Origin of the sequence: Rhizobium johnstonii 3841 (assembly GCF_000009265.1) — a bacterium.
GTDB classification, from domain to species: domain Bacteria; phylum Pseudomonadota; class Alphaproteobacteria; order Rhizobiales; family Rhizobiaceae; genus Rhizobium; species Rhizobium acaciae.
The window spans coordinates 3786582-3811964 of record NC_008380.1; the positions used below are offsets into that span (position 1 = coordinate 3786582).

Consider the following 25383-nt stretch of genomic DNA (forward strand, 5'->3'; position numbering starts at 1 on the left):
TGAGCCGGCGGCGCCAAAACCCCAGGAAGCCGCCGGCTTGCATTTTCAATCCATCTCGCATGCTGATGAGGAACGGCCATGTCGCCTTTGGATTCCGTAGTTTCGATACGGCTCGGCGTTCTCACTGTTGCGGCGTCTTTCATGCTGCTCGAATATCTGATCGGCAGGCTCGCGCATCACGACCTCCACGACATGCGGGAAACGGCCGCGACATTCGGCGTTGCTGCTGGTCATTCCCTCATCCGCGGATTAGAAGCGGCGATCATCGCTCTTCCCTTCATGTTGGCTTACGAGCACCGCGTCTTTAATATCGACGCAGCAACGGTAAACGGAGCGGTCCTTCTCTTCCTGGCGGTCGATTTCGTCTACTATTGGCATCATCGCGCCTCCCATCATATCCGCTGGCTTTGGGCCACCCATTCGGTTCACCATTCACCGAGACGCATGAACTTGACCGCGGCACTGCGCCTCGGCTGGACCGCCAATATCTCGGGACATTTCCTGTTCTACCTGCCGCTGGCCTTTCTGGGCTTTCACCCGTTCGCCATCGTCGCGGCGCTCGCAGCAAACCTCACCTATCAGTTTTTCCTTCATACCGAACTCTCACCCCGTTTCGGGCCGCTCGAATGGATACTCAACACGCCGACGCATCATCGGGTTCACCATGCCTCGGAAGCCGAGTGCCTCGACAAGAACTTCGGCGGCACGCTGATCCTGTTCGACCGGTTGTTCGGCACCTTTGCGGAAGCGCCGGAGGGCAAGCCGCTGACCTACGGTCTTCGCGGCGGCTCGCAGTCGCACCATCCGCTGCGCATCGTGTTTTCCGAATGGAGCGCAATGATTCGAGAGGTGCGCGGGGCCTCTAAATTCGGGCAGAAATTCACCATTCTCTTCGGCCCCGTCACACGCCGAAAGGCGGCGACGACCCGACCTCGCTCGCCCGAGAACGGGCGAACCATCGAAGCTCCCAGCGAAGGCTGATGCTTCCCATCAGATAGACGAAGAAAAGGCAACGTGAATGAAAGGAAACGATATGAACGTCATCAATCGCCTGATTCCGCCCCCTTGGCTGAGCATCGCTATTGTCGCCGCCGCCTGCGCAGCACCTGCCGCCGCCATGGCTCAAAGCCAGATGACGCCGGAAATGCGGGCCCAAGCAATGAAAGTCGTCCAAGCTTGCAAGGCTGATCTAAAGCAATATTGCCAGGGCGTTCAGCCCGGCGGCGGACGGATTGCCGCCTGCCTCCAGGCAAATAGGGCGAACCTGACGCCGACGTGCCAGGCCACGCTCGCCGAAGTTCTTCCGAAGTGATGGCATGGATCAGAAAATAACAGATGCGCGCGCTCGGCCGAGGCGAACCGCCAAGAGCAAGGACACCGGCAGACATGCCGGTGTCCCGGCGGACGGCGGCGCTTTCATCGATGCCAAAGCTATCGGCTCCCGGCCGCCTTCGCGCCCCGGCGGGCGGTTCAGACGTGCCGGCGCCGCTGCAATTGCGCTAGCCGCCATTTGCGCCGTCTGGTTGGGCAACCGCTATCTCATGTCGCATGCCGTAGAGCAATTTACCGCAGAGCCTGTCGACTTGACCATTGTATTGACCGGCCCCGCCACGCTGGACGCAACGCGCATAAGCCTGGTCAGCTCGAGGCTGCAGGGGGTAATTGCGAAGATGCGCGTCGATCGCAACGACCGGGTCGAGCAGGGCGAGATCATTGCCGAGATCATCACCGATGATCTGAAGAGTGAGCTTGGCGCATCGCAGGCCTCGGTCGAAGCCGCCCACAAGGCAGTCGATCTGGCGATCGCCGACCGTAAGCACGCCGAAGCGGCACTCGCAAATGCCCGGCAGAATTTCGATCGCAAAAAGATGCTGCTCGAAAAAACCATCGCAAGTCAGGAATCCTACGATGCGGCGGTGGCGACGCTCCGGCAGGCTGAAGCCGACTTCGATCGATCAAAGGCGGCGATCGAGCAGGCCAGGGCTCTGGAGGCCTCAGCCGCTGCGACCGCCGAGGTTCAGCGGGTTAAACTCGAAGAAGGAACCATTCACGCGCCGTTTGACGGCGTCGTTATCTCGCGCGATCACTACGTCGGCGACACGATCACCCCGGGCTCGGAGATCGTCCAGCTCGTTGATACGGCTTCGATCATCCTGTCGGCACGTTTCGACGAGAGTTCGATCTCTCGCCTTTCGCCAGGCCAGAAGGCCGTCATTCGGTTCAATGGCGGCGGCAGGGGAGCATCTATAATGGCGACGGTTCATCGCATTGGCAGGCAAGTCGACACGGAAACGCGTGAATTTTCCGTCGATCTGCGCCCGGACACACTGCCGCCGAACTGGGCTCTTGGTCAGCGCGGGATGACGACGATCGAAATCGGCACCAGGAAAGGTGTGCTTGCCGTGCCGGCCGCCGCGATCGAACGGCGACAGGGGAAACCGGGCGTCTGGATCGTTGATAGCGGTCGGGCTTACTGGATCGCGGTAACGCTCGGAGACGCCGGTGGACTGTTCGTGGAAGTAGTAAAGGGGCTGCAACCGGGCGATGTCATCCTGAGCGAGCCGCGCGATGTCTATTTCGGCATGAAGATTGCCGAAGGTGGGGCCAGACGATGAATCTCGCCTTCAAGGACGTCAAATACAATTTCCTGCGTTTTCTGCTGACCATGGCCGGCGTCGGGTTCCTCATCACGGCATCGACCGGAATGGTTGGTCTTTACCGCGGCATTGTGGAAGACGCGCTTCTCGTCGTGGAGAAGATCGGTGCGGATCTCTGGGTGGTACAAGGGGGCAGAGCCGGCCCATTTTCCGAAAGTTCCGCCGTTTCGTCAGACATGGACCACCGCGTCGAGGGTATTGCCGGTGTTTCTTCCGTCCGCCGCTTTGTCCAGATCAGTCAGCAGTTCGACTTTGAAGGGCGCGATCTGCGCGCCTCCATCACCGGTCTCGATTTTCCAAAAGATCGAGGCGAGTGGGTTCAACTGCAGCGGGGGCGCTACCTTGCCGCCGGTCATTTCGAAGCGATCGCGGACGAAAGCATCGGGCTTGCGCTTGGAGATCGGGTGCGGCTCGCTCAGGACGACTATCTGATCGTCGGCCTGACGCGCGGCATGGTGGACGCCAGCGGCGATGGACTGATGTTCGTTACCGTCAACGACGCGATGGCGATCGCCCAGCGCCGTACAAGTGAAGAAATCCTGCTTGCGCGCGCCGCTGCGGGCAAAACAGGCGCTGCGGCGGTCTCCGAAAGTTCCGTTCAGCAGGACAGCAAGATCGCCGCCGTGCTTGTCACTCTCGACAAGGGCGCGAACGAGAATCGAGTGCGAACCAACGTCCTGTCCTGGGGAGATGCCAATATTCTCTCCCGCGCCGATCAGCGCGACCTTTTGCTCAATCAACGTCTCTGGCGCCTCAGATTGCAGATCCTAGCATTCACGGGCGTCCTTCTGGTGGTGATGGCGATCGTCATCTCGCTCATCATTTATATGCTGACGATGGAAAAGCTTCACCAGATCGCCATGCTGAAGCTCATCGGCGCGCGAAACAGCGTTATCGTCGCGATGATCGCCCAGCAGTCCTTCCTGATCGGGGCAGGCGCGCTTGTTCTCGGATTGGCGATGTCTAAAGTGATTTTCCCATTCTTTCCGCGAAGAGTTGTCATCGATCCGTGGGATTTTGCCGGGCTTGCGCTCGCGGTGGCGACCGTTTGCGCCCTTGCGAGCCTGCTCGGGATATGCAGAGCACTGAAAATTCGGGCACAGGAGGTGTTGTCGTGACGGCGGAGCCGATCCTTTCGGTACGCGACGCGGCGCGCCATTACCGCAGCGGCGACAGTATCGTCAAGGCGCTTGACGGGGTCTCACTGGATATCGGTGCGGGCGAACTGGTCGCGATCCTCGGGCCGAGCGGATCGGGAAAAAGCACGCTGCTTCTGATTGCCGGGCTCCTGGAACCGCCAAGCGATGGTGAGGTGAGAATTCGTGGCACTCTCGTCTCGAAGGCAGGAGAAGAACTCGATAGGCTGCGCGACTTTCGACGGCGGAATATCGGGTTCGTATTCCAGAAGGCCAATCTCATTCCTTTCCTAACGGCCTCGGAAAACGTTGCGCTGGCAATGGAGATCGATGACGTGCATCCCCGTGATGCCCGCCGCCATGCCGAGTACCTGTTGACCGGGCTAGGGCTCGGACATCGCGTCGGAAACCGTCCCTCACGGCTTTCCGGCGGCGAGCAGCAACGCGTCGCGATTGCTCGTGCCCTGGCCAACGATCCAACTCTCATCCTGGCCGACGAGCCGACCGCAGCACTCGACAGTGTTCGCGGCCGTCAGGTGATCGAACTTTTCCGGCAGATTGCCGACATCAGGGGAGCCGGGATCGTGGTTGTCACCCATGATCCCCGTTCGCTGGATCTTTTTGATCGGACGATCGAGCTGACCGATGGCCGCATCGTCGGCGGACGGCCGAGACCGGACCGTCTTTCGGCCCACTGATCCGGCCAATGCAACAAAAAGCTACAAATCTCTACGCCCGCGCGATGGGTGAGAGATATTCGAAACCTAGCATCATGCCTGGAAGGCTCCGCAGGCGTGGGCCGATTGTTAAAGGATAGGCATATGATCAAGAGATTATTCATCGCGATTGCCCTGGTGATTTCCATGGCGTCGATGGCAGCAGCAGCCACCGTCGCGGTCGCTACGGGCAACGTCAATCTACGGGCCGGCCCGTCAACCGCATACCCAGTTGTCGCCGTTGTTCCGGTCGGCGCACGCATCGTCACCCATGGTTGCCTGTCGGGTTACATATGGTGCGATATCGGTTTCGGCAGCTATCGAGGCTGGGTTTCGGCACGCTATGTCCAGGTGGTTTATAGTGGTGCCCCGGTCGTCCTGTCGCCAGCCGTTGCCGCCGGTGTCGGGGTCGCCGTTGTTGCCTTCAACAAAGCCTACTGGGACAATTATTATGTCGGCTATCCCTGGTATCGCAGTTGGTCGGTTTATGCCGTACCGCCCCGGGCTGCCTATGGCGTTTATCCTCGGGCTCGGGTCGACTCCTATGGCCGGTCGGTCGAATGCGCGGATGGAAGCTGCACCGCGACCCGCGGGGTGACCGGGATCTATGGCGGATCGAGCCAGCAAACCAGGACCTGCGCCGACGGAACATGCACGGCGACCCGCAATACCGTTGGACCTCATGGCGGAACTGCCAGCCGCACGCGGACATGTAGCCGCGCCGACGCCTCGTGCTCGATCACCCGTACTGGTCCTCGCGGTGGTACTGTGAGCGGAACCCGATTCTTCCGCCAGTAAAGGCGCCACACATGTCGCCCCCTCCCTTACTATGGAAGCTGTTCGTGTTAACTTCAATTCTTGCTGGTGCCGGTCCGTTTGGGCTGGCATCTGCCGGTATGCCAGATGGCGAATTCGACGAAGAGCTGGAGTTTTTTTGCACGCCAGGCGACAGTCCGGGAGAGGCCTGTGTGAGCCTCTATGTTGACGAGGATGGATTTGAGATATGCCTTTTCGACCAGACCGCAAAAACCGAGAACTGCATGAGCAGCTATAGTCAACCCGACAATCGCGGCAAGGGATACGATGCCCCAGAAGGTCCTCAGCAGTTCATTTGATCAATTGTAAGCTTTGTCCAAAAAGCTTCAATTCAAGTGACGGGGCTGATTTAGTCTGCCTGCACCAAGCCTCGCGGCTCTCGGACAAACAGGCGACATTCCACCTTCCGGTTAGAGCTGGCAGGTATCTCGCCTCTTTTCGTTGAAGCATGTCGAATTTCGCTTAGCTATCCCATGGCTTCCACCTGCTGCATGACCCTGCGGTTCGTCAGATAGACACCGGCCACGACGACGACCGTGCCGACGATCAATGGCAGGGTCAGCGGTTCCCCGAAGGCGATGAAGGCTTCGAGAGCGACCGCTGGCGGCATCAGGTAGATCAGCGAGGCGGCGCGTGACACCTGACCTCGGCGGATCAGATAGAGCAGCAGTCCGACGCCACCCATCGACAGGCCGAAGACCGACCAGGCCAGCGCGCCATAGGCCTGTGCGGCGCCGTCGAAATGCTGATGCTCGAAGACCAGCGACAGCGGCAGGGTCAGGATCAGCGCGCCGACATATTGCAGGGTCGCGATGGTTCTGAGGTCGCCGGATTGCAGGTGTTTCTTCTGATAGAGCGTGCCGTAGGTGACGGATGCCATGGCGACGAGATTGATCGCCAGCGGCAGGGCGGCCTGCGTGAGATCGGCGGTCGCCGGATCGAGCAGCTTCGGCGAAATGGCGATGGCAATGCCGACGAAGCCGAGGGCAAGGCCGAGTTTCTGAGCCTGCTGCAGCCGCTCGCCGATAAGGAAGGGAGCGGCTATTGCCGTCAACAGCGGCTGCAGCGCCGCGATGATGCCCGATATGCCGGCCGGCACGCCATTGGCGATCGCCCACCAGAGACCGGCGAGATAGAAGCCATGCAGGAAGAAGCCGGAATAGACGGCGCGCAGCGCCGTCGCCCGGCTCGGCCATTGCGCCCGCACCACAAGGCAGAGCGCCAGGAATGCCACCGCCGACAGCGCGTAGCGTATCGAAAGAAAGGTGAAGGGCTCGGAATGCAGCGAGGCGTATTTCGCCACCACCCAGCCCGTGGACCAGAGCAGGACGAAGACGGCGGGGGCAAGGCGATCGAGGGACATGGAGCGGCTCGGGAGAGAAGAGGTGCCGTGCTGATAGCCCCACCCGGCCGTTGCCGTCAAAGGCGAAGCGTTGATGCTTATCTGAAATTTCGCTGATGGCAGCGATCCAGTGGCCGTCGCGCCAGCCGGCGGTTGCCCGCGCATGACCATATTCGACCGCCTACAGCGCCGCGCGTCTTTTCGAGAGGCGCAAAGGACGTTGTAGCACTTTCATTGCGGCATAATTTCACCCTTAAAGCGGAGTCGATTTAAGGGTGAAATTATGCAGCAGACCGAACAAAAAACAATCACATGCTCAGATTTTGCGCAAGCATCGAGATCCACGATCCGCCATGCCGCACCGCATCACTTTAAATGCCCAGATTTTCACCCGTTTCCCGCAGCGCAAAATCTTTTCCTCGAATTGCGCATGGTTCTTGCATTGCCATTTGCGTTGTATTCAAATGAACAAAAAAGGGGAGCCGAGCCTTTGGCATTTGATGAAATGATTACCGGGGACGAAAGTCCTCGCCCGCCTTATGAAAAATACTTCGAGTGGTACAACAGCCAAGACCGGGCGCATCTGATTGCCAAATCCCGCGATGCGGAAAACATCTTCCGGAAGACCGGCATCACCTTCGCGGTCTACGGCCATGCCGACAGTTCCGAAAAACTCATCCCCTTCGACATCATTCCCCGCATCATCTCCGCCCGCGAATGGCGCAAGCTCGCCCAAGGCATCGAGCAGCGGGTGATCGCGCTTAACGCCTTTCTGGACGATATCTACCATAAGCAGGAGATCATCCGCGCCGGCCGCGTTCCGCGCGAGCTGATCGAGAACAACGTCACCTTCATCCCCGAAATGATCGGCTTCCGGCCGCCCGGCGGCGTCTACACCCACATTGTCGGCACCGACATCGTGCGCACCGGCGAGGACCAGTTTTACGTGCTGGAGGATAATGCCCGCACGCCCTCCGGTGTCAGCTACATGCTGGAAAACCGGGAAACCATGATGCAGATGTTCCCTGAGCTCTTTCACGAGAACAAGGTGCAGCGTGTCGAGGATTATCCCTATCTGCTGCGTCAAAGCCTTGCCTCGCTCGCCCCTCCCGGCTGCAAGGGCAAGCCGCGTGTCGCCGTGCTGACGCCTGGCATCTACAATTCCGCCTATTACGAGCATTCCTTCCTCGCCGACATGATGGGCGTCGAACTGGTCGAGGGCGCGGATCTGCGCGTCATCGACGGCAAGGTGAAGATGAGGACGACACGCGGTTACGAAGCGATCGACGTGCTCTACCGCCGCGTCGACGACGACTTCCTGGATCCCCTAACCTTCCGGTCCGATTCCGCGCTCGGCATTCCCGGCATCATGGATGTCTACCGCTCCGGCAACATTACCATCGCCAATGCGCCGGGCACCGGCATTTGCGACGACAAGGCGATCTACTCCTATATGCCCGAGATCGTCGAATTCTATACCGGCCGCAAGGCGCTGCTCGAAAACGTGCCGACCTGGCGCTGTTCGGAAGCCGACAGCCTGAAATATGTGCTGGAACACCTGGAAGAGCTAGTGGTCAAGGAGGTGCACGGCTCCGGCGGCTACGGCATGCTGGTCGGCCCGACGGCGTCGAAGAAGGAGCGCGCCGATTTCGCCGAAAAGCTGAAAGCCAAGCCGAACAATTACATCGCCCAGCCGACGCTGTCGCTCTCCACCGTGCCGATCCTCGTCAACAAGGGCATTGCGCCGCGCCATGTCGACCTTCGCCCCTATGTGCTTGTATCCGACAAGGTACAGATCATTCCGGGCGGGCTCACCCGCGTGGCGCTGAAGCAAGGCTCGCTGGTGGTCAACTCCAGCCAGGGCGGCGGCACCAAAGACACTTGGGTATTGGAGGACTGATGCTCGGAAGAACAGCAAACGGCCTCTACTGGATGTTTCGTTACATCGAGCGCGCCGAAAATATAGCCCGCCTGATCGATGCGGGGTTGCGCATGTCGCTGACCCGCAGCAGCACTGGCGATGACAATTGGGATGGCGTGCTGCAAAGCGCGGGCGTGCGCGAGGCTTATGACGAAGGCCACAATAAGCTGACCAACGCCGACGCGATCGACTATCTCCTGCGCGATCGCACCAATCCGTCGAGCGTCATGTCTTGCATCGATTCCGGCCGCAACAATGCCCGCATGGTGCGCACGGCGCTGACACGTGAGACCTGGGAAGCCACCAACGAATGCTGGATCGACTTGAAGTCGCTGCTCGAAAAACGCGTCAAGGCGGCCGAAATGCCAGAGGTGATCGATGTCATCAAGCGCCGCGCCGGCCTCATCCGCGGCGCCTTCCATGGTTCGACACTGCGCAACGAGCTCTATAATTTTGCCCGCATCGGCACCTTCATCGAGCGGGCGGACAATACCAGCCGCATCCTCGACGTGAAATACTACGTGCTGCTGCCCTCGGTCTCGGCCGTCGGCTCCTCCCTCGACAACGTGCAGTGGGAATCGATCCTGCGCTCGGTCTCCGCCCACCGCGCCTATAGCTGGGCCTATGACGGCGAATACCGGGCGATGAACATCGCCGACTTCCTGACCCTCAATGTCCAGATGCCGCGCTCGCTTGCCTATTGCTACGAGAAGATCGTCAGCAATCTCGGCTATCTCGCCCAGGATTACGAGGAGCGGCTCCCTGCCCACGATACCGCGGATTCTATCCGCACCACGCTGCAGACGAGGGCGATCCGGGATATCATGGATCAGGGCCTGCACGAGTTCCTGGAGGATTTCGTCTCGCGCAACAACAAGCTCGGCGCGGAAATTTCCGATGGCTACCGGTTCTATGTATAAGCGGATAACAACATGAGACTGAAGATCAGCCACCTCACCGAATACCGCTACGACGAACCGGCGCAATTCTCGCTGCAACGGCTGCGGTTGACGCCACCGACGACATCAGCACAGAAAGTGCTCGGCTGGGCCCTGAACGTCGAGGGTGCCACGCCGGAAGTAGAATATGACGACCAGTACGGCAATCACGTCAATCTGGTCTCGCTGGAAGGCGAGCAGGACGTAACGCGCATCCTGGCCGAAGGCGAAGTCGAGACGGAGGACAACAACGGCGTCACCGGCCCGCATACCGGCTTCTGCCCGCTTTGGCTCTTCCTGCGCGACACACCGCTGACCAAGGGCGGCAAGCTGGTGAAGGAACTCATCAAGGGCGTCAGCGGTGACAATGAGCTTGCCCGCATGCATGCGCTGATGGCGGCGATCCATGAGACGGTCGATTATAAGCCCGGCACCAGCAACACCGAGACGACGGCCGAACAGGCGCTGGAGAGGAAGAGCGGCGTCTGCCAGGACCATGCGCACATCTTCATTGCCGCCGCCCGCGCGCTGCAGGTGCCGGCGCGTTACATCTCCGGTTATCTGATGATGGAGGAAAAAATCGAACAGGCCGCGACCCATGCCTGGGCCGAGGCCCATATTCCCGGCCTCGGCTGGGTCGGGTTCGATCCCGCCAACGAGATCTGCCCGGATGCCCGTTACGTCCGTGTCGCCTCCGGCCTCTGCTATCGCGACGCCGCGCCGATTTCAGGCATGCGCATCGGCACGCCGGGCGAAACGCTATCGGTCACGGTGAAGGTCGAGGACGGCGGACAGATGCAAAGCCAGAGCCAAAGCTGAGCCGGGCATACAGACAGCTTTACCGCGCTCTGCGATGAAGCCGATGGAATAGCTGGCCGAACTCGCCGCGAAACAAACATGTTGGACTTGAATATAGAGCCCGGCGGCCCCGAAATTCCGCCTGCTTCCGGTACGCGGCGCACGTTATAATTGCCGCTCGTCAATTTTTCATTGCAGACTAAACTCTATTTTAAGGCCGCAGGCACAAGCTTGTCTGCGGCGACGCCTGCTGTATTTCGGTAAGCGCCGTTTAAGAAGCGGCATGATGCAGGCTTTCATAATGATGTTCAGCTGCCGGCACGGATGAGGCGACGAACGCGCCCTCCGATGAAGGCAGCCTGTTTGCTTCTGGGATTTAACGGGATCGTCCATGCCTCTTCTTATCGTCGACGACAGCGAATCCAGCCTTCTCGCCCTTGAGACCGCCGTCCGTGGTTTTGCCGGCTGTGTGGTCGAAAGCTTCACCAATCCGCTCGAAGCCCTTTCTCGCTGCCAGGCCGTCGATTTCGACGTCGTGCTGGTCGATTATATGATGCCTGAGATGAACGGTATCGAGATGATCCGCAGGCTGCGTCGCCAGCCGGGCTATGAGGATGTGCCCGTCGTGATGATCACCTCGCAGGCGAAGCGGTCGGTTCGGCTGGAAGCGCTGGAGGCCGGCGCCACGGATTTTCTCGCCAAGCCCTTCGACCCGTTGGAACTACAGGCGCGCGTCCTCAACCTGATGGCCCTGCATAAGGCCCAGCTGGCGCTTGCCGACCGGGCGAAATCACTCGACATGGCCTTCCGCCACGCCGCCGAACAGGCCGACATGCGCGAACAGGAGATCATCTGGTGCCTTGCCCAGGCGATGGCCTCGCGTGATGGCAATACCGGCGACCATATCGAGCGCGTCGCCAATATCGCCGAGCTGGTCGCCGAAGGCCTCGGACTCGACCGCATCCAGCGGCGCAATATCTATCTCGCCGCTCCCCTGCACGATATCGGCAAGATCGCCATTCCCGACGCGATCCTGCAGAAGCCGGGCAAGCTCGAGCGGCACGAGATCGAACGCATGCGCGAGCATGTCCCGATCGGTGTCGCCATTCTTGCCAACAGCTCCGCCGAGCTTTCGCGCGTCGCAACCGCCATCATCGCCGGCCATCATGAGAAATGGGACGGAAGCGGCTATCCCAAGGGCTTGTCCGGCGACGCGATCCCGATCGAAGCCCGCATCGTCGCTGTCGCCGACGTCTTCGAAGCGCTCTGCTCCGATCGGCCCTACAAGCAGGCTTGGCCGATCGAACAGGCCTACGAGGAGATCATCGTCTGCAGCGGATCGCATTTCGACCCCGCCTGCGTCGCCGCGTTCCGCCGCAAATGGCCGGCGATCCGCGCACTCTTCGAACATGGCGCCGGGGAAAACCACCACATGGCGGTATTAAACGGCTGATTGCCGTTTGCCTAACGCATGTCGCGCAAAATGTGCGGCGGTTTTGCGATAACGACATGCGTAAAAACAAAGACCTAAAGCGCAAGGAGCGAATCTGAAAGATTGCGACGCGCTTTAGAAATACCCGCGGACAAGAAAAAAGCGGGGTGATGCCCCGCTTTTTCCAATCTTGGATGACCCCACTAAAGCATGTCGCGCAAAAGTATGCAGCGGTTTTGCGACAACGACATGCGTAAAACAAAGACCTAAAGCGCCAGGAGCGAATCTGAAAGATCGCGACGCGCTTTAGTGGCTGTCCTTGCCGACCGCGTTTCCGCGACATCCCTTGAGGAAATCAAGGTCGGCGCCGGTATCAGCCCCTTCGACGTGCTGCTGATGCAGGAAGGCATAGCCGGATGTGGGCAGATCATGGTTCGGCTGCCATTCGGCAAGCCGCCGCGCCATTTCCTCATCGGAAATGTCGAGATGCAGACGACGGTTCGGCACATCAAGCTCGATCATGTCGCCGTTTTTCACGACCGCCAGCGGCCCGCCGACAGCTGCTTCCGGCGATGTGTGCAGCACGACGGTACCGTAGGCCGTTCCGGACATGCGGGCGTCGGAAATGCGCACCATATCGAGGATGCCCTTCTTCAGCACCTTCGGCGGCAGCCCCATATTGCCGACCTCGGCCATCCCGGGATAGCCCTTCGGCCCACAGTTCTTCATGACCATGATGCAGGTTTCGTCGATGTCGAGGTTATCGTCGTTGATCTTGGCCTTGTAGTCGTCGATGTCCTCGAACACGACCGCCCTGCCCCGGTGCACCAGCAGATGCGGCGAAGCCGCCGAAGGCTTCAACACCGCGCCCTTCGGCGCGAGATTGCCGCGCAGCACGACGATGCCGCCCGAAGCTGTCAGCGCCTTTTCGGCGGGCAGGATAACGTCTTCGTTCCAGTTGACGACGTCCTTGACCTCGTCCCAGACGGTTTCGCCGGATACCGTCAGCGCATCCTTGTGCAAGAGGCCCGCCTCGCCGAGGCGCTTCAGCACGACAGGCAGGCCGCCGGCATAGAAGAACTCCTCCATCAGATACTTGCCCGACGGCATCAGGTTGACGATGGTCGGCACGTCACGGCCGCAGCGGTCCCAGTCGTCAAGCGAAAGATCGATGCCGACACGGCCGGCGATGGCGAGCAGGTGGATGACGGCATTGGTCGAACCGCCGATGGCCGCGTTGGTGCGGATGGCATTCTCGAAGGCTTGCTTCGTCATGATCTCGGACGGCTTCAGGTCGTCCTTGACCATCTGCACGATACGCCGGCCGGTCAGCTGCGCCATGACCTTGCGACGGGAATCGACGCCCGGGATCGCGGCGTTGCCGGAGAGCGCCATGCCGAGCGCCTCGGCCATGGAAGCCATCGTGGAGGCGGTGCCCATGGTGTTGCAGGTGCCCGACGAACGGCTCATCGAGGCTTCCGCCTCGAGGAATTCGGCCTGCGTCATCTCGCCGGCCTTCACCATTTCGGAAAATTTCCACAGATGCGTGCCCGAGCCGACGCGCTCACCGCGGAAATAGCCGTTCAGCATAGGGCCGCCTGTGACGACGATCGACGGCAGGTCGCAGGAAGCCGCCCCCATGATAAGCGACGGCGTGGTCTTGTCGCAGCCCACCAGCAGTACGCAGCCATCCATCGGCTGGCCGCGGATCGCCTCTTCTACCGCCAGCGCCGCAAGATTGCGATACATCATCGCGGTCGGGCGGAAGGTGTTTTCGGATGCCGAGAACACCGGCACCTCAAGCGGGAAGCCGCCGGCCTCCCATACGCCCGCCTTCACCTTCTCGGCGAGCTCTCTGAGATGACCGTTGCACGGGGTCATATCCGACCAGGTGTTGAGGATGCCGATCACCGGGCGGCCGTCGAACAGGTCGTGCGGATAACCCTGGTTCTTAAGCCAGCCGCGGTGATAAATCACGTCGCGGCTCGTACCGCCGTACCATTCCTGCGACCTCAGCCTGCGCGGCCATTCCGCTTTCTTTTTCATCGTCTCTATCCTTCAGGATATCGCCGGACCGCCTCGTACGGCGCGGGTTATCGCACTTGTCTCAAGCCAGGGTGTAGGCGGTCTTGACGGTTGTGTAGAATTCGGCGGCGTACTTGCCCTGCTCGCGCGGGCCGTAGGACGAGCCCTTGCGGCCGCCGAACGGCACGTGGAAATCGACGCCTGCCGTCGGCAGGTTGACCATCACCATGCCGGCCTCGGAATTGCGCTTGAAGTGCGTGGCATGCTTCAGGCTGGTCGTGGCGATGCCGGCGGAGAGCCCGAACGGCGTGTCGTTGGCGATGGCAAGCGCCTCGTCGTAATCCTTCGCCCGGATCACCGACACCACAGGCCCGAAGATTTCCTCGCGCGAAATGCGCATCTGGTTGGTCGCTTCGGTAAACAGCGTCGGCTGCAGGTAGAAGCCGGGCGTGTCGCGCGAGATCACCTCGCCGCCGAAGGCGAGCTTGGCGCCTTCCGACTTGCCGATCTCGATATAGTCGGTATCGGTCTTCAACTGCCGCTCATCGACGACGGGGCCGATATGAGTGCCGGCCTTCAGCGCGTTGTCGACGACGAGTGTCTTCAGCTTGTCGGTGAGTGCCGCGACGAACTTGTCGTGAATGCCTTCGGTGACGATCAGTCGCGAGGAGGCGGTGCAGCGCTGGCCGGTCGAGAAGAAGCCGGAATTGGCGGCGGCCTCGACGGCAACGTTGAGATCGGCATCGTCAAGCACGACCATCGGGTTCTTGCCACCCATTTCCAGCTGGAACTTGCGGTTATGCTCGATGGAGGCGGCGGCGACACGTCTGCCGGTGCCGGTGGAACCGGTGAAGGTGATGCCGTGAACGTCGGGGCTTTCGAGCATGGCTTGGCCGACGACCGAGCCTTTACCCATGACGAGGTTCAGCACGCCCTTCGGTAGGCCGGCGCGGTTGAGAATATCGACGATCGCCCAGGAACAGGCGGGCACCAGTTCGGCCGGCTTGAAGACGATGGTGTTGCCGTAGCAGAGCGCCGGCGCGATCTTCCAGGCGGGAATGGCGATCGGAAAATTCCACGGCGTGATGATGCCGATGACGCCGAGCGCCTCGCGGGTGATCTCGACGCCGATATTCGGGCGAACCGACGGAATTACTTCGCCGGCCAGCCGCAGTGCCTCGCCGGCGAAGAATTCGAAAATCTGCGACGCGCGGATCACCTCACCGGTGGCTTCCGGCAGCGTCTTGCCTTCTTCGCGGGCAAGCAGCGCACCAAGCTCATCCTTGCGCGCCATGATCTCGTCGCCTGTCTTCTTCAGGATGACGTGGCGCTCCCAGATGCCGGAGCGCGACCAGGCTGGGAAGGCGGCCTTGGCGGCGGCAATGGCGTTTCTCGTGTCATCAGCGCTGCCGTCGGCATAGAGGCCGACGACCTCATTCGTATCCGACGGGTTGATATTCTTCGTCGCATTCGAGCCGACCCATTCGCCGGCGATCAGATTTTGATAAATGGTCATGGGCTTAACAAGCCTCCTTTACCGTTTACGAGCAAAGAGCCGGCCGCCGAATGCGGCCAGGTCTTGAATCAAAGCTGCCTGACGGCGATCTCTTCCTCGGCGGCCACCTTCAGCGGGTTGCGGAGCGCCAGGCCGAATTCGGCGACTTCGATCTCGAAGACATCGCCCTCTTCGGTCTTGACGCCGTCGGCAAAGGAAAGGGTCGCCGTGCCGAACATATGGACATGCACATCGCCTGGAGCACGGAAGAGGCCATATTTGAAATGGTGATATTCCAGATTGGCGAAGGTGTGCGACATGTTCGCCTCACCTGATAGGAACGGCTTTTCGAAGATCACCTTGTCGCCGCGCTTGATGCGCGAGGTGCCGCGAATATCCTCCGGCGCAGCGCCGACGCGGATTTCCGGACCGAAGCTGGCCGGGCGCAGCTTCGAATGGGCGAGATAGAGATAGTTGATCCGCTCGGTGACGTGATCGGAAAATTCGTTCGACAGCGCAAAACCGATACGGAAGGGCGAGCCGTCCTTGGCGATCACGTAGATGCCGGCCATCTCCGGCTCTTCGCCGCCGTCGAGCGCGAAGGAGGGCGAGATGAGCGGGGCGCCGGGGGCCGCGGCGCCATGGCCGTTGCCCTTGTAGAACCATTCGGGCTGGACGCCCTTTTCGCCGGCCTTCGGCTTGCCGTTCTCAAGGCCCATCTTGAACATCTTCATCGAGTCCGTGAGGGTTTCCTCGGCGGCTTCGGTGGTCTTCTTGTGCATGGAATCGCGCGTTGCCGCCGAGCCCAAATGCGTCAGGCCGGTGCCGGTCAGATGCAGGTGCGCGGCATCTGGATGAGTGATCGGCGGAAGGAAGCGGCCTTCCGCATAGGCCTTTTCAAGATCGACGGCATCGCCGTAGCCATGGGCTTCGATGACCGAGGCAAGAGACTTGCCGCCGTCTGCGGCCTCCATCGCCAGCGCATAGACGCTGACGGCGTTCTTGACCGACCTTGCAGCGCCGCCCTGCTCACGCACGGCGACGATGATCTCTCCGTTTGCACCCTTGATCTGTGAAATAAGCACGTCTTCGATCCTTCTCGTTTCGGCGAAGACAGGAAAAAGCTCCGCCTGTCCGGCTCCATCAGGAGCCGGAATCCATCATTCATAGGACTGCGAATGCCTGGCTGGCGCCTTGAGGCGCTCAGCCCTTGTTCTTGTTGTAAACGTCGAAGAACACTGCGGCGAGAAGCACGAGGCCCTTCACCATCTGCTGGAAGTCGATGCCGAGCCCGACGATCGACATACCGTTATTCATGACGCCCATGATGAACGCGCCGATGACCGCACCGGTGATCTTGCCGACACCGCCGGACGCCGAGGCGCCGCCGATGAAGCAGGCCGCAATGACGTCGAGTTCAAAACCGACGCCGGCCTTCGGCGTTGCCGAGTTCAGACGCAGCGCGATGATCATGCCGGCGAGGCCCGCAAGCACGCCCATATTGACGAAGGTGTAGAAGCTCAGCCGCTCGGTATTGATGCCTGAAAGCTTGGTCGCCTTCGAATTGCCGCCCATGGCATAGATGCGACGGCCGATCGTGGTCCGGCGGGTGATGAAGGCGTAGATCGCAATCAGCACCAGCATGACGACGAGAACGTTCGGCAGGCCCTTATAGGTGGAGAGCAGATAGCCGATCCACAGGATGGCGAGCGAAACGACCAGGTTCTGGACGATGAAGAAGCCCATCGGCTCGACATCGATGCCGTGGTCTTCGTTCACCTTGCGGCGGCGCCAGGCGAGGTAGAAGAGGATGACAGGCAGGATCACGGTCAGGATCAGCGAGGTCGACTGCACGGGTGTGCCGGCAATGTCGATCATGTCGCCCGGCAGGAAGCCGGTGCTGATAACCTGGAACTCCTTCGGGAACGGACCGATATTCTTGCCGTTCAGAACCGTCAGCGTCAGACCGCGGAAAACAAGCATGCCGGCAAGCGTCACGATGAATGACGGGATACGGTGATAGGCGATGAAATAGCCCTGCGCCGCGCCGATGATGCCGCCCACGATCAGGCAGATCAGGCCGGCAAGCCAGAAGTTCATGCCCCATGACACGGTGAAGATCGCCGCGAGCGCGCCGACGAAGGCGACGATCGAGCCCACGGACAGGTCGATATGGCCGGCGACGATGACGAGCAGCATGCCGAGCGCCATGATGACGATGAAGGAATTCTGCAGAACAAGGTTCGTCAGGTTGACCGGCTTGAAGAGAATGCCGCCGGTATAGAACTGGAAGAATACCATGATCGCGACGAGTGCGATGAGCATGCCGTATTCACGAATATTGCCGCGGATATAATCGGCAACGGAAACGACGTTGCTATGCTCGGTTGTCGGGTTGACCGGAGTCATTGTCTCTTCTCCCCTGAGCGCATGATAGCGCGCATGATAGTTTCCTGGCTTGCTTCTCCCTTCGGCAGTTCCGCGACGATGCGTCCTTCGTTCATCACGTAGATGCGGTCACATGTGCCAAGCAGTTCGGGCATTTCCGACGAGATCATCAGAACGCCCTTTCCATCGGCGGCAAGCTGGTTGATGATAGTATAGATTTCGTACTTTGCGCCAACGTCGATGCCGCGGGTCGGCTCGTCGAGGATCAAAATATCGGGATCGGAAAACAGCCACTTCGACAGCACGACCTTCTGTTGGTTGCCGCCCGAAAGATTGACCGTTTCCTGGAAGACGCCAGAGGAGCGGATGCGCAGCTTCGACCGGTAATCGGTCGCGACCTTCATCTCCTTGATGTCGTCGATGACGCTGTTGCTGGAAATCCCATTGAGGTTGGCAAGCGTCGTATTGTGCAGAATGCTGTCGCTGAGCACGAGACCGAGTTGCTTGCGGTCCTCGGTGACATAGGCAAGACCGGCGTCGATCGCCTTGCGCACAGTGCTGACATCGACAGCCTTGCCATTGACGAAGACCTCGCCGCTGACTTTGTGGCCATAGGATTTGCCGAAAACGCTCATGGCGAATTCCGTGCGGCCGGCACCCATGAGACCGGCTATGCCGACGACCTCGCCCTTGCGGACGTTGACGTTGATGTCGTGCAGCACTTGGCGGTCGCGGTGCTGCTGATGATAGGCGTTCCAGTTCTTCACTGCGAAGATCGTCTCACCGATCGGCACGGAGCGCGGCGGATAACGGTCGGCCAGATCTCGACCCACCATGTTCTTGATGATGATGTCTTCGCTGATCTCGTCCGTGTGACAGTCGAGCGTCTTGACGGTCATGCCGTCGCGCAGGACGGTGATCTGGTCGGCGACCTTGCGGATCTCGTTCAGCTTGTGGGAAATGATGATCGAAGTGATGCCCTGGTTGCGGAACTCGATCAGCAGATTGAGCAGCGCGTCCGAGTCCTTTTCATTGAGCGAAGCGGTAGGCTCGTCGAGGATGAGCAGCTTGACGCTCTTCGACAGCGCCTTGGCGATCTCGACGAGCTGCTGCTTGCCGACGCCGATGTCGGTGACCAGCGTGTTCGGAGATTCGCGCAGGCCCACCTTGGTGAGCAGCTTCTTCGTGCGGTTGAACGTCTCTTCCCAGCTGATGACGCCGTTCTTGGCATTCTCGTTGCCGAGGAAGATGTTTTCGCCGATCGACAGCAGCGGCACGAGCGCCAGCTCCTGGTGGATGATGACGATGCCGATTTCTTCGGAGTCCTTCAGGACCTTGAAGTTGCGCGTCTCGCCTTCATAGACGATGTCGCCTTCATAGCTTCCTGTCGGATAGACGCCCGATAGCACTTTCATCAGGGTCGATTTGCCGGCCCCGTTTTCGCCTACCAACGCGTGGATCTCACCCTGGCGAACCTTGAGGTTCACATTCTCCAGCGCCTTGACGCCCGGGAACGTCTTGGTGATGCTCCGCATTTCGAGGATGGTATTGTCCATAGTCAAAGTTCCAGCGCCTCCGGCCGTCGAGCGGCCGGGCGATCATAAAATCGAAGACCGGAACCCGCAAGCGCGAGTTCCGGTCCCTCTCATTACTTCAGCTTGTCTTCGGTGTAGTAACCGCCGTCGACGAGGATCTGCTTGTAGTTGGTCTTGTCGACAGCAACCGGCTTCAGCAGATAGGACGGAACGATCTTGACGCCGTTGTCGTAGGTCTTCGTGTCGTTGACCTCGGGCTCCTTGCCGGACATGACGGCATCGACCATGGCAACAGTGACCTTGGCGAGTTCGCGGGTGTCCTTGAAGACCGTCGAGTACTGTTCGCCAGCAATGATCGACTTGACCGACGGGACTTCGGCGTCCTGACCGGAAACAATCGGAAGCGGCTGGTCCGGAGTGCCGTAGCCGACGCCCTTCAGCGACGAAATGATACCGATCGACAGACCGTCATAGGGAGACAGGACGGCATTGACCTTGGCATCGGTGTAGTTCGCCGAAAGGAGGTTATCCATGCGGGCCTGGGCCGTTGCAGCGTCCCAACGCAGCGTACCGACCTTGTCCATGCCGGTCTGGCCGGACTTCACGACGAGCTTGCCGCTGTCGATGTAGGGCTGCAGGACGGACATTGCGCCGTCATAGAAGAAGAAGGCGTTGTTGTCGTCAGGCGAACCGCCGAACAGTTCGATGTTGAACGGACCTTTGCCATCCTTGAGGCCGAGGGCGTCAACGATGGAGCCAGCCTGCAGAACACCGACCTGGAAGTTGTCGAAGGTGGCGTAGTAGTCGACGTTGGCCGAGTCGCGGATCAGGCGGTCATAGGCGATGACCTTGATGTTGGCGTCATGAGCCTTCTGGAGAACGTCGGAAAGCGTCGTGCCGTCGATCGAAGCGATGACGAGAACCTTGGCACCCTTGGTGACCATGTTTTCGATCTGCGAAAGCTGGTTCGGAATATCGTCGTCAGCATACTGCAGGTCGGTCTTGTAGCCAGCGGCCTCGAGCTGCTTGACGATGTTGTTACCGTCGTCGATCCAGCGAGCCGAAGACTTCGTCGGCATTGCGATACCGACAAGCCCCTTGTCCTGCGCCATTGCCGGCATAACGAACGAAGCGACGCCGAAGGCAGCCGCAGCCATCAATGAGATAATGGATTTCATTTCTCTCTCCCTTGTTAATAGAGCAGCGGACGAAAAATCGCCCGCCCCGAAACTGTGGCAGGTTCCGTATTGGATAGTTACTTCAGATGGTGAGAAACGAAGTAGGTCTCCTCCACGATCTCACACGTGTTGAGTGCCAACCAGCACACGGCGGCAAACTGGTATGGATTCCTATAACTGTCAAATAGAATAAGTGGTAATATGCATAACAATTTTGGTATATCGTTAAAAAGTATTACTTTTGATGGAGCGCAGTGAGGAGGCTGCAACCATGACGATTGTTTCCGAGCCATTTTCGATGGATCACGTCGATATCCACAGTGATAATTTCGGCGATGACAACCTTTTACGTGCAGGACTTAAGCTGAATCACCTGCGCATGATCGTCGCAATCGAAGATAGCGGACAGATTTCCGCCGCAGCCGAGGTTCTGAACATTTCGCAGCCCGCCGCATCGCGGATGTTGTCCGAAATGGAATCGATCACCAAGACGTCGCTCTATGAGCGCGTGGCCCGTGGCGTGGTGCTGACGACCTTCGGCGCAGCTCTTGCCCGCAGGGCTCGGAAGATCCTCCTGGAACTGCGCGAGGCGAGCCGCGAGATCGGTGAATTGAAAAGCGGCAAGGGCGGCTCGGTCTTCATCGGCGCAGTGACGGCGCCGGCCATGAGCCTCGTCGTGCCGGCGATCAACAAGGTACGCAAGGCCTATCCCGGCATCGAGATCAACATCCAGGTGGAGACGAGCAACGTGCTTGCCCGCGAGCTACTCGCCGCCCGCCATGACTTCATCATCGGCCGCATTCCCGATGATCTCAATCCGCGCCTGTTCGAGGTGACGGAGATCGGCATCGAGCGGGCCTGCCTGATCGTGCGCAGCAGCCATCCGCTCATGAAGCAGAAGACGAGCAGCCTTTCCGACGTCAGGGATTACGACTGGGTGTTCCAGCCGCCGGGCACGCTGCTGCGCCGCACGATCGAGGACGTTTTCCTGTCGCGTGGCGTGGCGCTGCCCGAAAACATCGTCAACACCTCCTCGCTGCTTCTGACCTGCGCCATCATCTGCGAAACCGATGCGATTGCTCCCGTCGCCGTCGACGTCGCCCAGTTCCTTGCCAGCCAGGGCTCGAATGCCTCTGATGTGCGCATGCTGCCGATCGATTTCGACATCAACGTCAAGCCCTACAGTATGATCACGGCGAGGGAACGGGCGCTGCCGCCGAGTGCAAGGCTGCTCTACGACATCATCCTCGAGGAGAGCCGCAGGCAGGCCGGCTGACGACACCCGCAAGCCATGCGCCATCTTGCCCGCCTTTAATGTACGCGTCGAAAGGAAGGCGGATGCTGTTCGGACAGTCGGTATTTCAATCAGTCCTCGAGCGGCTGAAGGCGGAGGACGAGACGGCCGAAGATGTCGAGGCGCCGACTGCCCATCGCGTCTCCGGCCTCGGCACCGGGCTTGCTTTCGATGTCATGACCTTCGATGTCATGGAAGGTGTCTCGGCCGCCTCGCAGCGCGTCGGCCAGGCCTATTTCGACAATCTGGATCTCGATCCCGCCGCCGCGATCGCTGAGGAACCGGCGGCTGCGCCTCCACCCGAGCCCGTCATGCCGGACCATCTCGCCCGCATCGCTCCGGAAGAGATCGCTGCGGAACTGGCGATCGCTGCCACCGATACCCAACAGACGCTGAACGAGAAGCGGCGCGCCTTTGCCAAGGCCAATCACCCTGATGGTGTCGCAGAACCTTTCCGCGACAATGCCAACAGGCGCATGATGATCGCCAATCTGCTGATCGACGAGGCGATGCGCCGCCTGCCGCCCAGCTGAGGCTTTCTCGCGAACGCAGGCAACGTTCCAAAGCTCCGGAAGAGCCGCCGTATCCGGCTCGATTCGCGAGCTCTATATGGGCTGTTTTTCCCGCGCATCAACCGGTGCTCATGGTGCTCAGATTGATTCTTTCGCGCTCGGGTAGCAGAGAAATATGCTGCTTTTTGCTACCGGCAATAGCGTATTTCGGGACCCCAGTAGACCATGCCTACTCCCTTTTGAGTAGGCCGTAGCTGTTTGGCGAAATTGAATGCGATACAACCTCTTGTAACATAGGGCGGTGCAAATGTTTTCAGGAGACCGCCGACATGTCATCTACGGAAGATCCGAAGCTGCCACGCAACACTGCGCGCAGACATTTTCTAGGTGTAGCCGCAGCCGCTGGTGCTCGTCTTGCCGGCGTCGCCGCCTTGGCCACAGCCATTTCCATCTCTCCGGCCAACGCGCTGGGGCGGCTTTGGGGACGGGGCGGCTCCGGTGGACACGGAGGCTCTGGCGGGAGCGGTGGCTCAGGCGGAAGTGGCGGTGGCGGCAGCGGGAGCGGGAGCGGCCCAAATTGCTTCCTGCGGGGAACGGCGATCCTCACGGATTGCGGTGAGAAGCCTGTCGAGAATCTCAGCATCGGCGATCGCGTTGCCCTTCCTGACGGCAGCACCCGTCCAATAAAGTGGGTCGGCCGCCAAAGCTTCAAGAAGAGCGGCGCGCGCTGGCACAAGGACGTCGTGCCGATCCGGGTTTCCCGCCACGCACTGGACGGGCACACACCCCATTCGGATCTCTATCTGTCGCCTGGCCATGCGCTGTACCTGAACGGCATTCTGATCCAGGTGAAGGACCTCGTGAACGGCAAGACGATTGCGTCGGTCACTCCCGCCGCCGATGTATCGATCGAGTACTATGCCGTCATGCTCGATACGCACGAAGTTATCCTTGCCGAAGGTGCTGAGACCGAGTCCTTCCATCTGAAGAACAGCAATCACGAGAACTTCTGCAATTTTCCAGAATACGAGCGTCTCTATGGCAAGGAACGCATCGTGATGACATCCTTTGCGCCATTGCTGGGAGGTGGCTGGTCACATTTGAAAGCGCTTCTCCTGCTCGGCGTTTCGCCGCTGGTGCCGATGCACGATCCATTCGGGAATGCCTGCGAAAAGATCGACGCGCAAGCCAAGGAAACGTCACTCTGACAGGACGGGAATGCGCGGGGATCGGGCTGGCTGCACACGAAGCCGTGCGTCGCTCTTGCGATCGTATCAAACAAAGACTTCAAGCGTGGCGCGCATCGGAAGATCGCGGCGCGCTTCGACTATTCGGCCTTGTTCTCTTCGTCAACTGCCGGCTCGTCCCCCGTCTGCGTCATCGGGTGTGACGACTGCCGCCGTCTCCGGCGGATTCGGATCGAGGGCCCAGATCCCCGCACCGCCGGCCAGCATGCCGCCAATCCCCCCCGACGGTGTTGCCCTGCCCTTCGCGACAATGCGACGAAGCGCTGCGGCGAATCGCCCGCTGATTATTCCGCCTGCCCGTCCTTGGAAGGCTTTTCAGCGATCGCCGCAGGCCCTTCTTCTTCCTCGGCGTCAGGCTGCGCGGCCGGCTCGGTGGCCGTCGGCTGCGGCTTGAAGGTCCAGAACAATATATAGAAGGAATAGGCACCCGCCCCGCCCGCGAGCACGCCCCAGAACGGATCGCCGGTGACGAACTCGACCACGGCCCAGCCGAAGCAGACGGCAACGATGGCAACTCGCACCCAGAGGCGCCGGTATGCCGGATGGTTCGGATCGATCAGCTGCATCTTTACCCCGCGGTCGGATATGTCGCACTGCCCTCGGCCTGTGCCGCGCTTGTCTCTAAAGCCTTTCCTGGCCGGATTAAAGTATTCTGTTGGCTCGAACGGTATCGAATGTTCGAAGGGCCGGCTCCGGCACAACGCTTCAATCCGAGCCGGAAATGCTCTGGTTCGAATCTTGCAAATGTGAAAGATCCGCGGGCTTGACGTGGTCCACAGAAGGTGGAATGAAAATTCCAGAAATTCGATAATTCGGTTTATTTGTTCCGAATTCAAGGGAGGTTAAAATGACAGTGAGATTTGGTCTTCTCGGCGCTGGCCGCATTGGCAAAGTTCATGCGAAGGCTGTCAGCGGCGACGCCAATGCAAAGCTCGTTGCGGTCGCAGACGCCTTTCCGCAGGCAGCCGACGCGATCGCCTCCGCCTATGGCTGCGAGGTCCGCACCATCGAGGCGATCGAGGCAGCCAAGGATATCGACGCCGTCGTCATCTGCACGCCGACGGATACCCACGCCGACCTGATCGAGCGCTTCGCCCGCGCCGGCAAGGCGATCTTCTGCGAAAAGCCGATCGACCTCGACGTCGCCCGCGTCAAGGCCTGCATCAAGGTGGTGGAAGAGACCGGCGCCAAGCTGATGGTCGGCTTCAACCGCCGCTTCGACCCGCATTTCATGGCGGTGCGCAAGGTTATCGACGAAGGCAAGATCGGCGATGTCGAGATGGTGACGATCACCTCGCGTGACCCCGGCGCCCCGCCGGTCGATTACATCAAGCGCTCGGGCGGAATCTTCCGCGACATGACGATCCACGATTTCGACATGGCCCGCTTCCTGCTCGGCGAGGAGCCGGTCTCGGTTTTCGCCACCGCCGCCGTGCTCGTCGACAAGGCGATCGGCGAAGCTGGCGATTACGACAGCGTTTCGGTGATCCTGCAGACGAAATCCGGCAAGCAGGCCGTCATCTCCAACTCCCGCCGCGCCACCTATGGCTACGACCAGCGCATCGAGGCACACGGCTCCAAGGGCCTCGTCTCGGCCGAAAACCAGCGCCCGGTCTCCATCGAAGTCGCCAATGGCGACGGCTATACCCGCCCGCCGCTGCACGATTTCTTCATGACCCGTTACACCGAAGCCTATGCCAACGAGATCGCCAGCTTCATTTCGGCGATCGAGAAGGGCTCGAAGATCTCTCCATCAGGCGCCGATGGTCTCGCAGCGCTGGCTCTCGCCGATGCCGCGGTCCAGTCCGTCAAGGAAGGCAAGCTCATCAGGATCGGCTGACGGCCTCTCCCGACCGGAAGCCATGCATGAGATGGCCGGGCGCCCGCCCGGCCATTTCGCGTTTCAGAGATCTTTTGGTGAACGGCGTGCCGCGACGCCCCTCAAAGTCGCAT

The 25383-nt window shown here is 60.2% G+C and carries 23 protein-coding genes; 15 read left to right on the plus strand and 8 right to left on the minus strand.

What is annotated here, in order from left to right; translation table 11 throughout:
- The first annotated feature begins 78 nt into the window (after positions 1–78).
- The 7 genes from RL_RS18550 (at position 79) to RL_RS39870 (ending at position 5624) form a co-directional block, all read left to right on the plus strand.
- Entirely contained in the window at positions 79–981 is a 903-nt protein-coding gene (locus RL_RS18550) for a sterol desaturase family protein (protein WP_011653070.1), read from the plus strand.
- A gap of 52 nt (positions 982–1033) precedes the next feature.
- Entirely contained in the window at positions 1034–1312 is a 279-nt protein-coding gene (locus RL_RS18555; protein ID WP_244432341.1) for a cysteine rich repeat-containing protein, read from the plus strand.
- 4 nt (positions 1313–1316) lie between these two features.
- Complete coding sequence (locus RL_RS18560) at positions 1317–2615, plus strand: efflux RND transporter periplasmic adaptor subunit (RefSeq protein WP_011653072.1); 1299 nt, start codon at positions 1317–1319, stop codon at positions 2613–2615.
- Positions 2612–3775 (plus strand): ABC transporter permease, encoded by a 1164-nt coding sequence (locus RL_RS18565; protein ID WP_011653073.1) that lies wholly within the window; start codon positions 2612–2614, stop codon positions 3773–3775. The genes RL_RS18560 and RL_RS18565 overlap by 4 nt, the downstream gene beginning before the upstream one ends.
- Positions 3772–4491: an ABC transporter ATP-binding protein gene (locus RL_RS18570; protein ID WP_041936419.1), complete on the plus strand. Its 720-nt coding sequence runs from the start codon at positions 3772–3774 to the stop codon at positions 4489–4491. Before RL_RS18565 ends, RL_RS18570 begins: the two co-directional genes overlap by 4 nt.
- Positions 4492–4614: 123 nt before the next feature.
- The gene (locus RL_RS18575) at positions 4615–5307 is read left to right on the plus strand and encodes an SH3 domain-containing protein (protein WP_011653075.1); all 693 of its coding nucleotides are present in this window, start codon (positions 4615–4617) and stop codon (positions 5305–5307) included.
- A 44-nt stretch (positions 5308–5351) separates the two neighbouring features.
- Positions 5352–5624 carry a hypothetical protein gene (locus RL_RS39870; protein ID WP_157865218.1) on the plus strand — a complete coding sequence of 91 codons (273 nt, stop codon included), beginning with the start codon at positions 5352–5354 and terminating at the stop codon, positions 5622–5624.
- Between the two features lie 167 nt (positions 5625–5791).
- Here the strand turns inward: RL_RS39870 and RL_RS18585 are convergent, their stop codons facing one another.
- Positions 5792–6688, minus strand: a complete 897-nt coding sequence (locus RL_RS18585) for a DMT family transporter (RefSeq protein ID WP_011653077.1) — start codon at positions 6686–6688, stop codon at positions 5792–5794.
- A 469-nt stretch (positions 6689–7157) separates the two neighbouring features.
- Between RL_RS18585 and RL_RS18590 the strand changes: the two genes are divergently transcribed.
- The 4 genes from RL_RS18590 (at position 7158) to RL_RS18605 (ending at position 11777) form a co-directional block, all read left to right on the plus strand.
- Positions 7158–8567: a circularly permuted type 2 ATP-grasp protein gene (locus tag RL_RS18590; protein ID WP_028740803.1), complete on the plus strand. Its 1410-nt coding sequence runs from the start codon at positions 7158–7160 to the stop codon at positions 8565–8567.
- The gene (locus RL_RS18595; RefSeq protein ID WP_011653079.1) at positions 8567–9508 is read left to right on the plus strand and encodes an alpha-E domain-containing protein; all 942 of its coding nucleotides are present in this window, start codon (positions 8567–8569) and stop codon (positions 9506–9508) included. Before RL_RS18590 ends, RL_RS18595 begins: the two co-directional genes overlap by 1 nt.
- Positions 9509–9520: 12 nt before the next feature.
- Positions 9521–10345 carry a transglutaminase family protein gene (locus RL_RS18600; protein ID WP_011653080.1) on the plus strand — a complete coding sequence of 275 codons (825 nt, stop codon included), beginning with the start codon at positions 9521–9523 and terminating at the stop codon, positions 10343–10345.
- 370 nt (positions 10346–10715) lie between these two features.
- The gene (locus RL_RS18605) at positions 10716–11777 is read left to right on the plus strand and encodes an HD domain-containing phosphohydrolase (protein ID WP_011653081.1); all 1062 of its coding nucleotides are present in this window, start codon (positions 10716–10718) and stop codon (positions 11775–11777) included.
- Positions 11778–12062: 285 nt separating this feature from the next.
- Here RL_RS18605 and araD read toward each other — a convergent pair whose 3' ends face one another.
- The 6 genes from araD to chvE form a co-directional block, all read right to left on the minus strand.
- Positions 12063–13802: an L-arabinonate dehydratase gene (gene araD / locus RL_RS18610; RefSeq protein WP_011653082.1), complete on the minus strand. Its 1740-nt coding sequence runs from the start codon at positions 13800–13802 to the stop codon at positions 12063–12065.
- A 61-nt stretch (positions 13803–13863) separates the two neighbouring features.
- Positions 13864–15297 carry an aldehyde dehydrogenase family protein gene (locus tag RL_RS18615; protein WP_011653083.1) on the minus strand — a complete coding sequence of 478 codons (1434 nt, stop codon included), beginning with the start codon at positions 15295–15297 and terminating at the stop codon, positions 13864–13866.
- Positions 15298–15365: 68 nt separating this feature from the next.
- A complete protein-coding gene (gene araD1, locus RL_RS18620) occupies positions 15366–16361 on the minus strand; it encodes an AraD1 family protein (RefSeq protein WP_011653084.1) in 996 nt (331 codons plus the stop codon).
- A gap of 118 nt (positions 16362–16479) precedes the next feature.
- Positions 16480–17685 carry a multiple monosaccharide ABC transporter permease gene (gene mmsB, locus RL_RS18625; protein ID WP_011653085.1) on the minus strand — a complete coding sequence of 402 codons (1206 nt, stop codon included), beginning with the start codon at positions 17683–17685 and terminating at the stop codon, positions 16480–16482.
- Positions 17682–19220 (minus strand): multiple monosaccharide ABC transporter ATP-binding protein, encoded by a 1539-nt coding sequence (mmsA, locus tag RL_RS18630; protein ID WP_011653086.1) that lies wholly within the window; start codon positions 19218–19220, stop codon positions 17682–17684. The genes mmsB and mmsA overlap by 4 nt, the downstream gene beginning before the upstream one ends.
- Positions 19221–19312: 92 nt before the next feature.
- Positions 19313–20377: a multiple monosaccharide ABC transporter substrate-binding protein gene (chvE, locus tag RL_RS18635; RefSeq protein ID WP_011653087.1), complete on the minus strand. Its 1065-nt coding sequence runs from the start codon at positions 20375–20377 to the stop codon at positions 19313–19315.
- A gap of 271 nt (positions 20378–20648) precedes the next feature.
- On the opposite strand from chvE, the gene RL_RS18640 reads away from it, so the two are divergent.
- From RL_RS18640 to RL_RS18650, 3 genes are all read left to right on the plus strand, one after another.
- A complete protein-coding gene (locus tag RL_RS18640) occupies positions 20649–21653 on the plus strand; it encodes a LysR family transcriptional regulator (RefSeq protein ID WP_028740804.1) in 1005 nt (334 codons plus the stop codon).
- Positions 21654–21715: 62 nt separating this feature from the next.
- Positions 21716–22204 (plus strand): hypothetical protein, encoded by a 489-nt coding sequence (locus RL_RS18645; RefSeq protein WP_011653089.1) that lies wholly within the window; start codon positions 21716–21718, stop codon positions 22202–22204.
- A 308-nt stretch (positions 22205–22512) separates the two neighbouring features.
- Positions 22513–23391 carry a Hint domain-containing protein gene (locus tag RL_RS18650; RefSeq protein ID WP_011653090.1) on the plus strand — a complete coding sequence of 293 codons (879 nt, stop codon included), beginning with the start codon at positions 22513–22515 and terminating at the stop codon, positions 23389–23391.
- Between the two features lie 323 nt (positions 23392–23714).
- Here the strand turns inward: RL_RS18650 and RL_RS18655 are convergent, their stop codons facing one another.
- On the minus strand, positions 23715–23996 hold the full coding sequence (locus RL_RS18655; protein WP_011653091.1) for a hypothetical protein: 282 nt from the start codon (positions 23994–23996) through the stop codon (positions 23715–23717).
- A 281-nt stretch (positions 23997–24277) separates the two neighbouring features.
- Here RL_RS18655 and iolG point away from each other — a divergent pair, with 281 nt between their 5' ends.
- Complete coding sequence (gene iolG / locus RL_RS18660) at positions 24278–25270, plus strand: inositol 2-dehydrogenase (protein ID WP_011653092.1); 993 nt, start codon at positions 24278–24280, stop codon at positions 25268–25270.
- Positions 25271–25383 lie beyond the last annotated feature (113 nt).

What these genes read in the sequence shown, in the direction of transcription:
- RL_RS18605 (WP_011653081.1), top strand. Translation starts at nt 10,716, where the DNA reads ATGCCTCTTCTTATCGTCGACGACAGCGAATCCAGCCTTCTCGCCCTT.
- RL_RS18650 (WP_011653090.1), top strand. Translation starts at nt 22,513, where the DNA reads ATGTCATCTACGGAAGATCCGAAGCTGCCACGCAACACTGCGCGCAGA.
- chvE (WP_011653087.1), bottom strand. Translation starts at nt 20,377, where the DNA reads ATGAAATCCATTATCTCATTGATGGCTGCGGCTGCCTTCGGCGTCGCT.
- RL_RS18575 (WP_011653075.1), top strand. Translation starts at nt 4,615, where the DNA reads ATGATCAAGAGATTATTCATCGCGATTGCCCTGGTGATTTCCATGGCG.
- RL_RS18655 (WP_011653091.1), bottom strand. Translation starts at nt 23,996, where the DNA reads ATGCAGCTGATCGATCCGAACCATCCGGCATACCGGCGCCTCTGGGTG.
- RL_RS18560 (WP_011653072.1), top strand. Translation starts at nt 1,317, where the DNA reads ATGGATCAGAAAATAACAGATGCGCGCGCTCGGCCGAGGCGAACCGCC.
- RL_RS18615 (WP_011653083.1), bottom strand. Translation starts at nt 15,297, where the DNA reads ATGACCATTTATCAAAATCTGATCGCCGGCGAATGGGTCGGCTCGAAT.
- RL_RS18595 (WP_011653079.1), top strand. Translation starts at nt 8,567, where the DNA reads ATGCTCGGAAGAACAGCAAACGGCCTCTACTGGATGTTTCGTTACATC.
- iolG (WP_011653092.1), top strand. Translation starts at nt 24,278, where the DNA reads ATGACAGTGAGATTTGGTCTTCTCGGCGCTGGCCGCATTGGCAAAGTT.
- RL_RS18640 (WP_028740804.1), top strand. Translation starts at nt 20,649, where the DNA reads ATGACGATTGTTTCCGAGCCATTTTCGATGGATCACGTCGATATCCAC.
- araD (WP_011653082.1), bottom strand. Translation starts at nt 13,802, where the DNA reads ATGAAAAAGAAAGCGGAATGGCCGCGCAGGCTGAGGTCGCAGGAATGG.
- RL_RS18645 (WP_011653089.1), top strand. Translation starts at nt 21,716, where the DNA reads ATGCTGTTCGGACAGTCGGTATTTCAATCAGTCCTCGAGCGGCTGAAG.
- RL_RS18600 (WP_011653080.1), top strand. Translation starts at nt 9,521, where the DNA reads ATGAGACTGAAGATCAGCCACCTCACCGAATACCGCTACGACGAACCG.
- RL_RS18555 (WP_244432341.1), top strand. Translation starts at nt 1,034, where the DNA reads ATGAACGTCATCAATCGCCTGATTCCGCCCCCTTGGCTGAGCATCGCT.
- RL_RS18565 (WP_011653073.1), top strand. Translation starts at nt 2,612, where the DNA reads ATGAATCTCGCCTTCAAGGACGTCAAATACAATTTCCTGCGTTTTCTG.
- RL_RS18550 (WP_011653070.1), top strand. Translation starts at nt 79, where the DNA reads ATGTCGCCTTTGGATTCCGTAGTTTCGATACGGCTCGGCGTTCTCACT.
- RL_RS18585 (WP_011653077.1), bottom strand. Translation starts at nt 6,688, where the DNA reads ATGTCCCTCGATCGCCTTGCCCCCGCCGTCTTCGTCCTGCTCTGGTCC.
- mmsA (WP_011653086.1), bottom strand. Translation starts at nt 19,220, where the DNA reads ATGGACAATACCATCCTCGAAATGCGGAGCATCACCAAGACGTTCCCG.
- mmsB (WP_011653085.1), bottom strand. Translation starts at nt 17,685, where the DNA reads ATGACTCCGGTCAACCCGACAACCGAGCATAGCAACGTCGTTTCCGTT.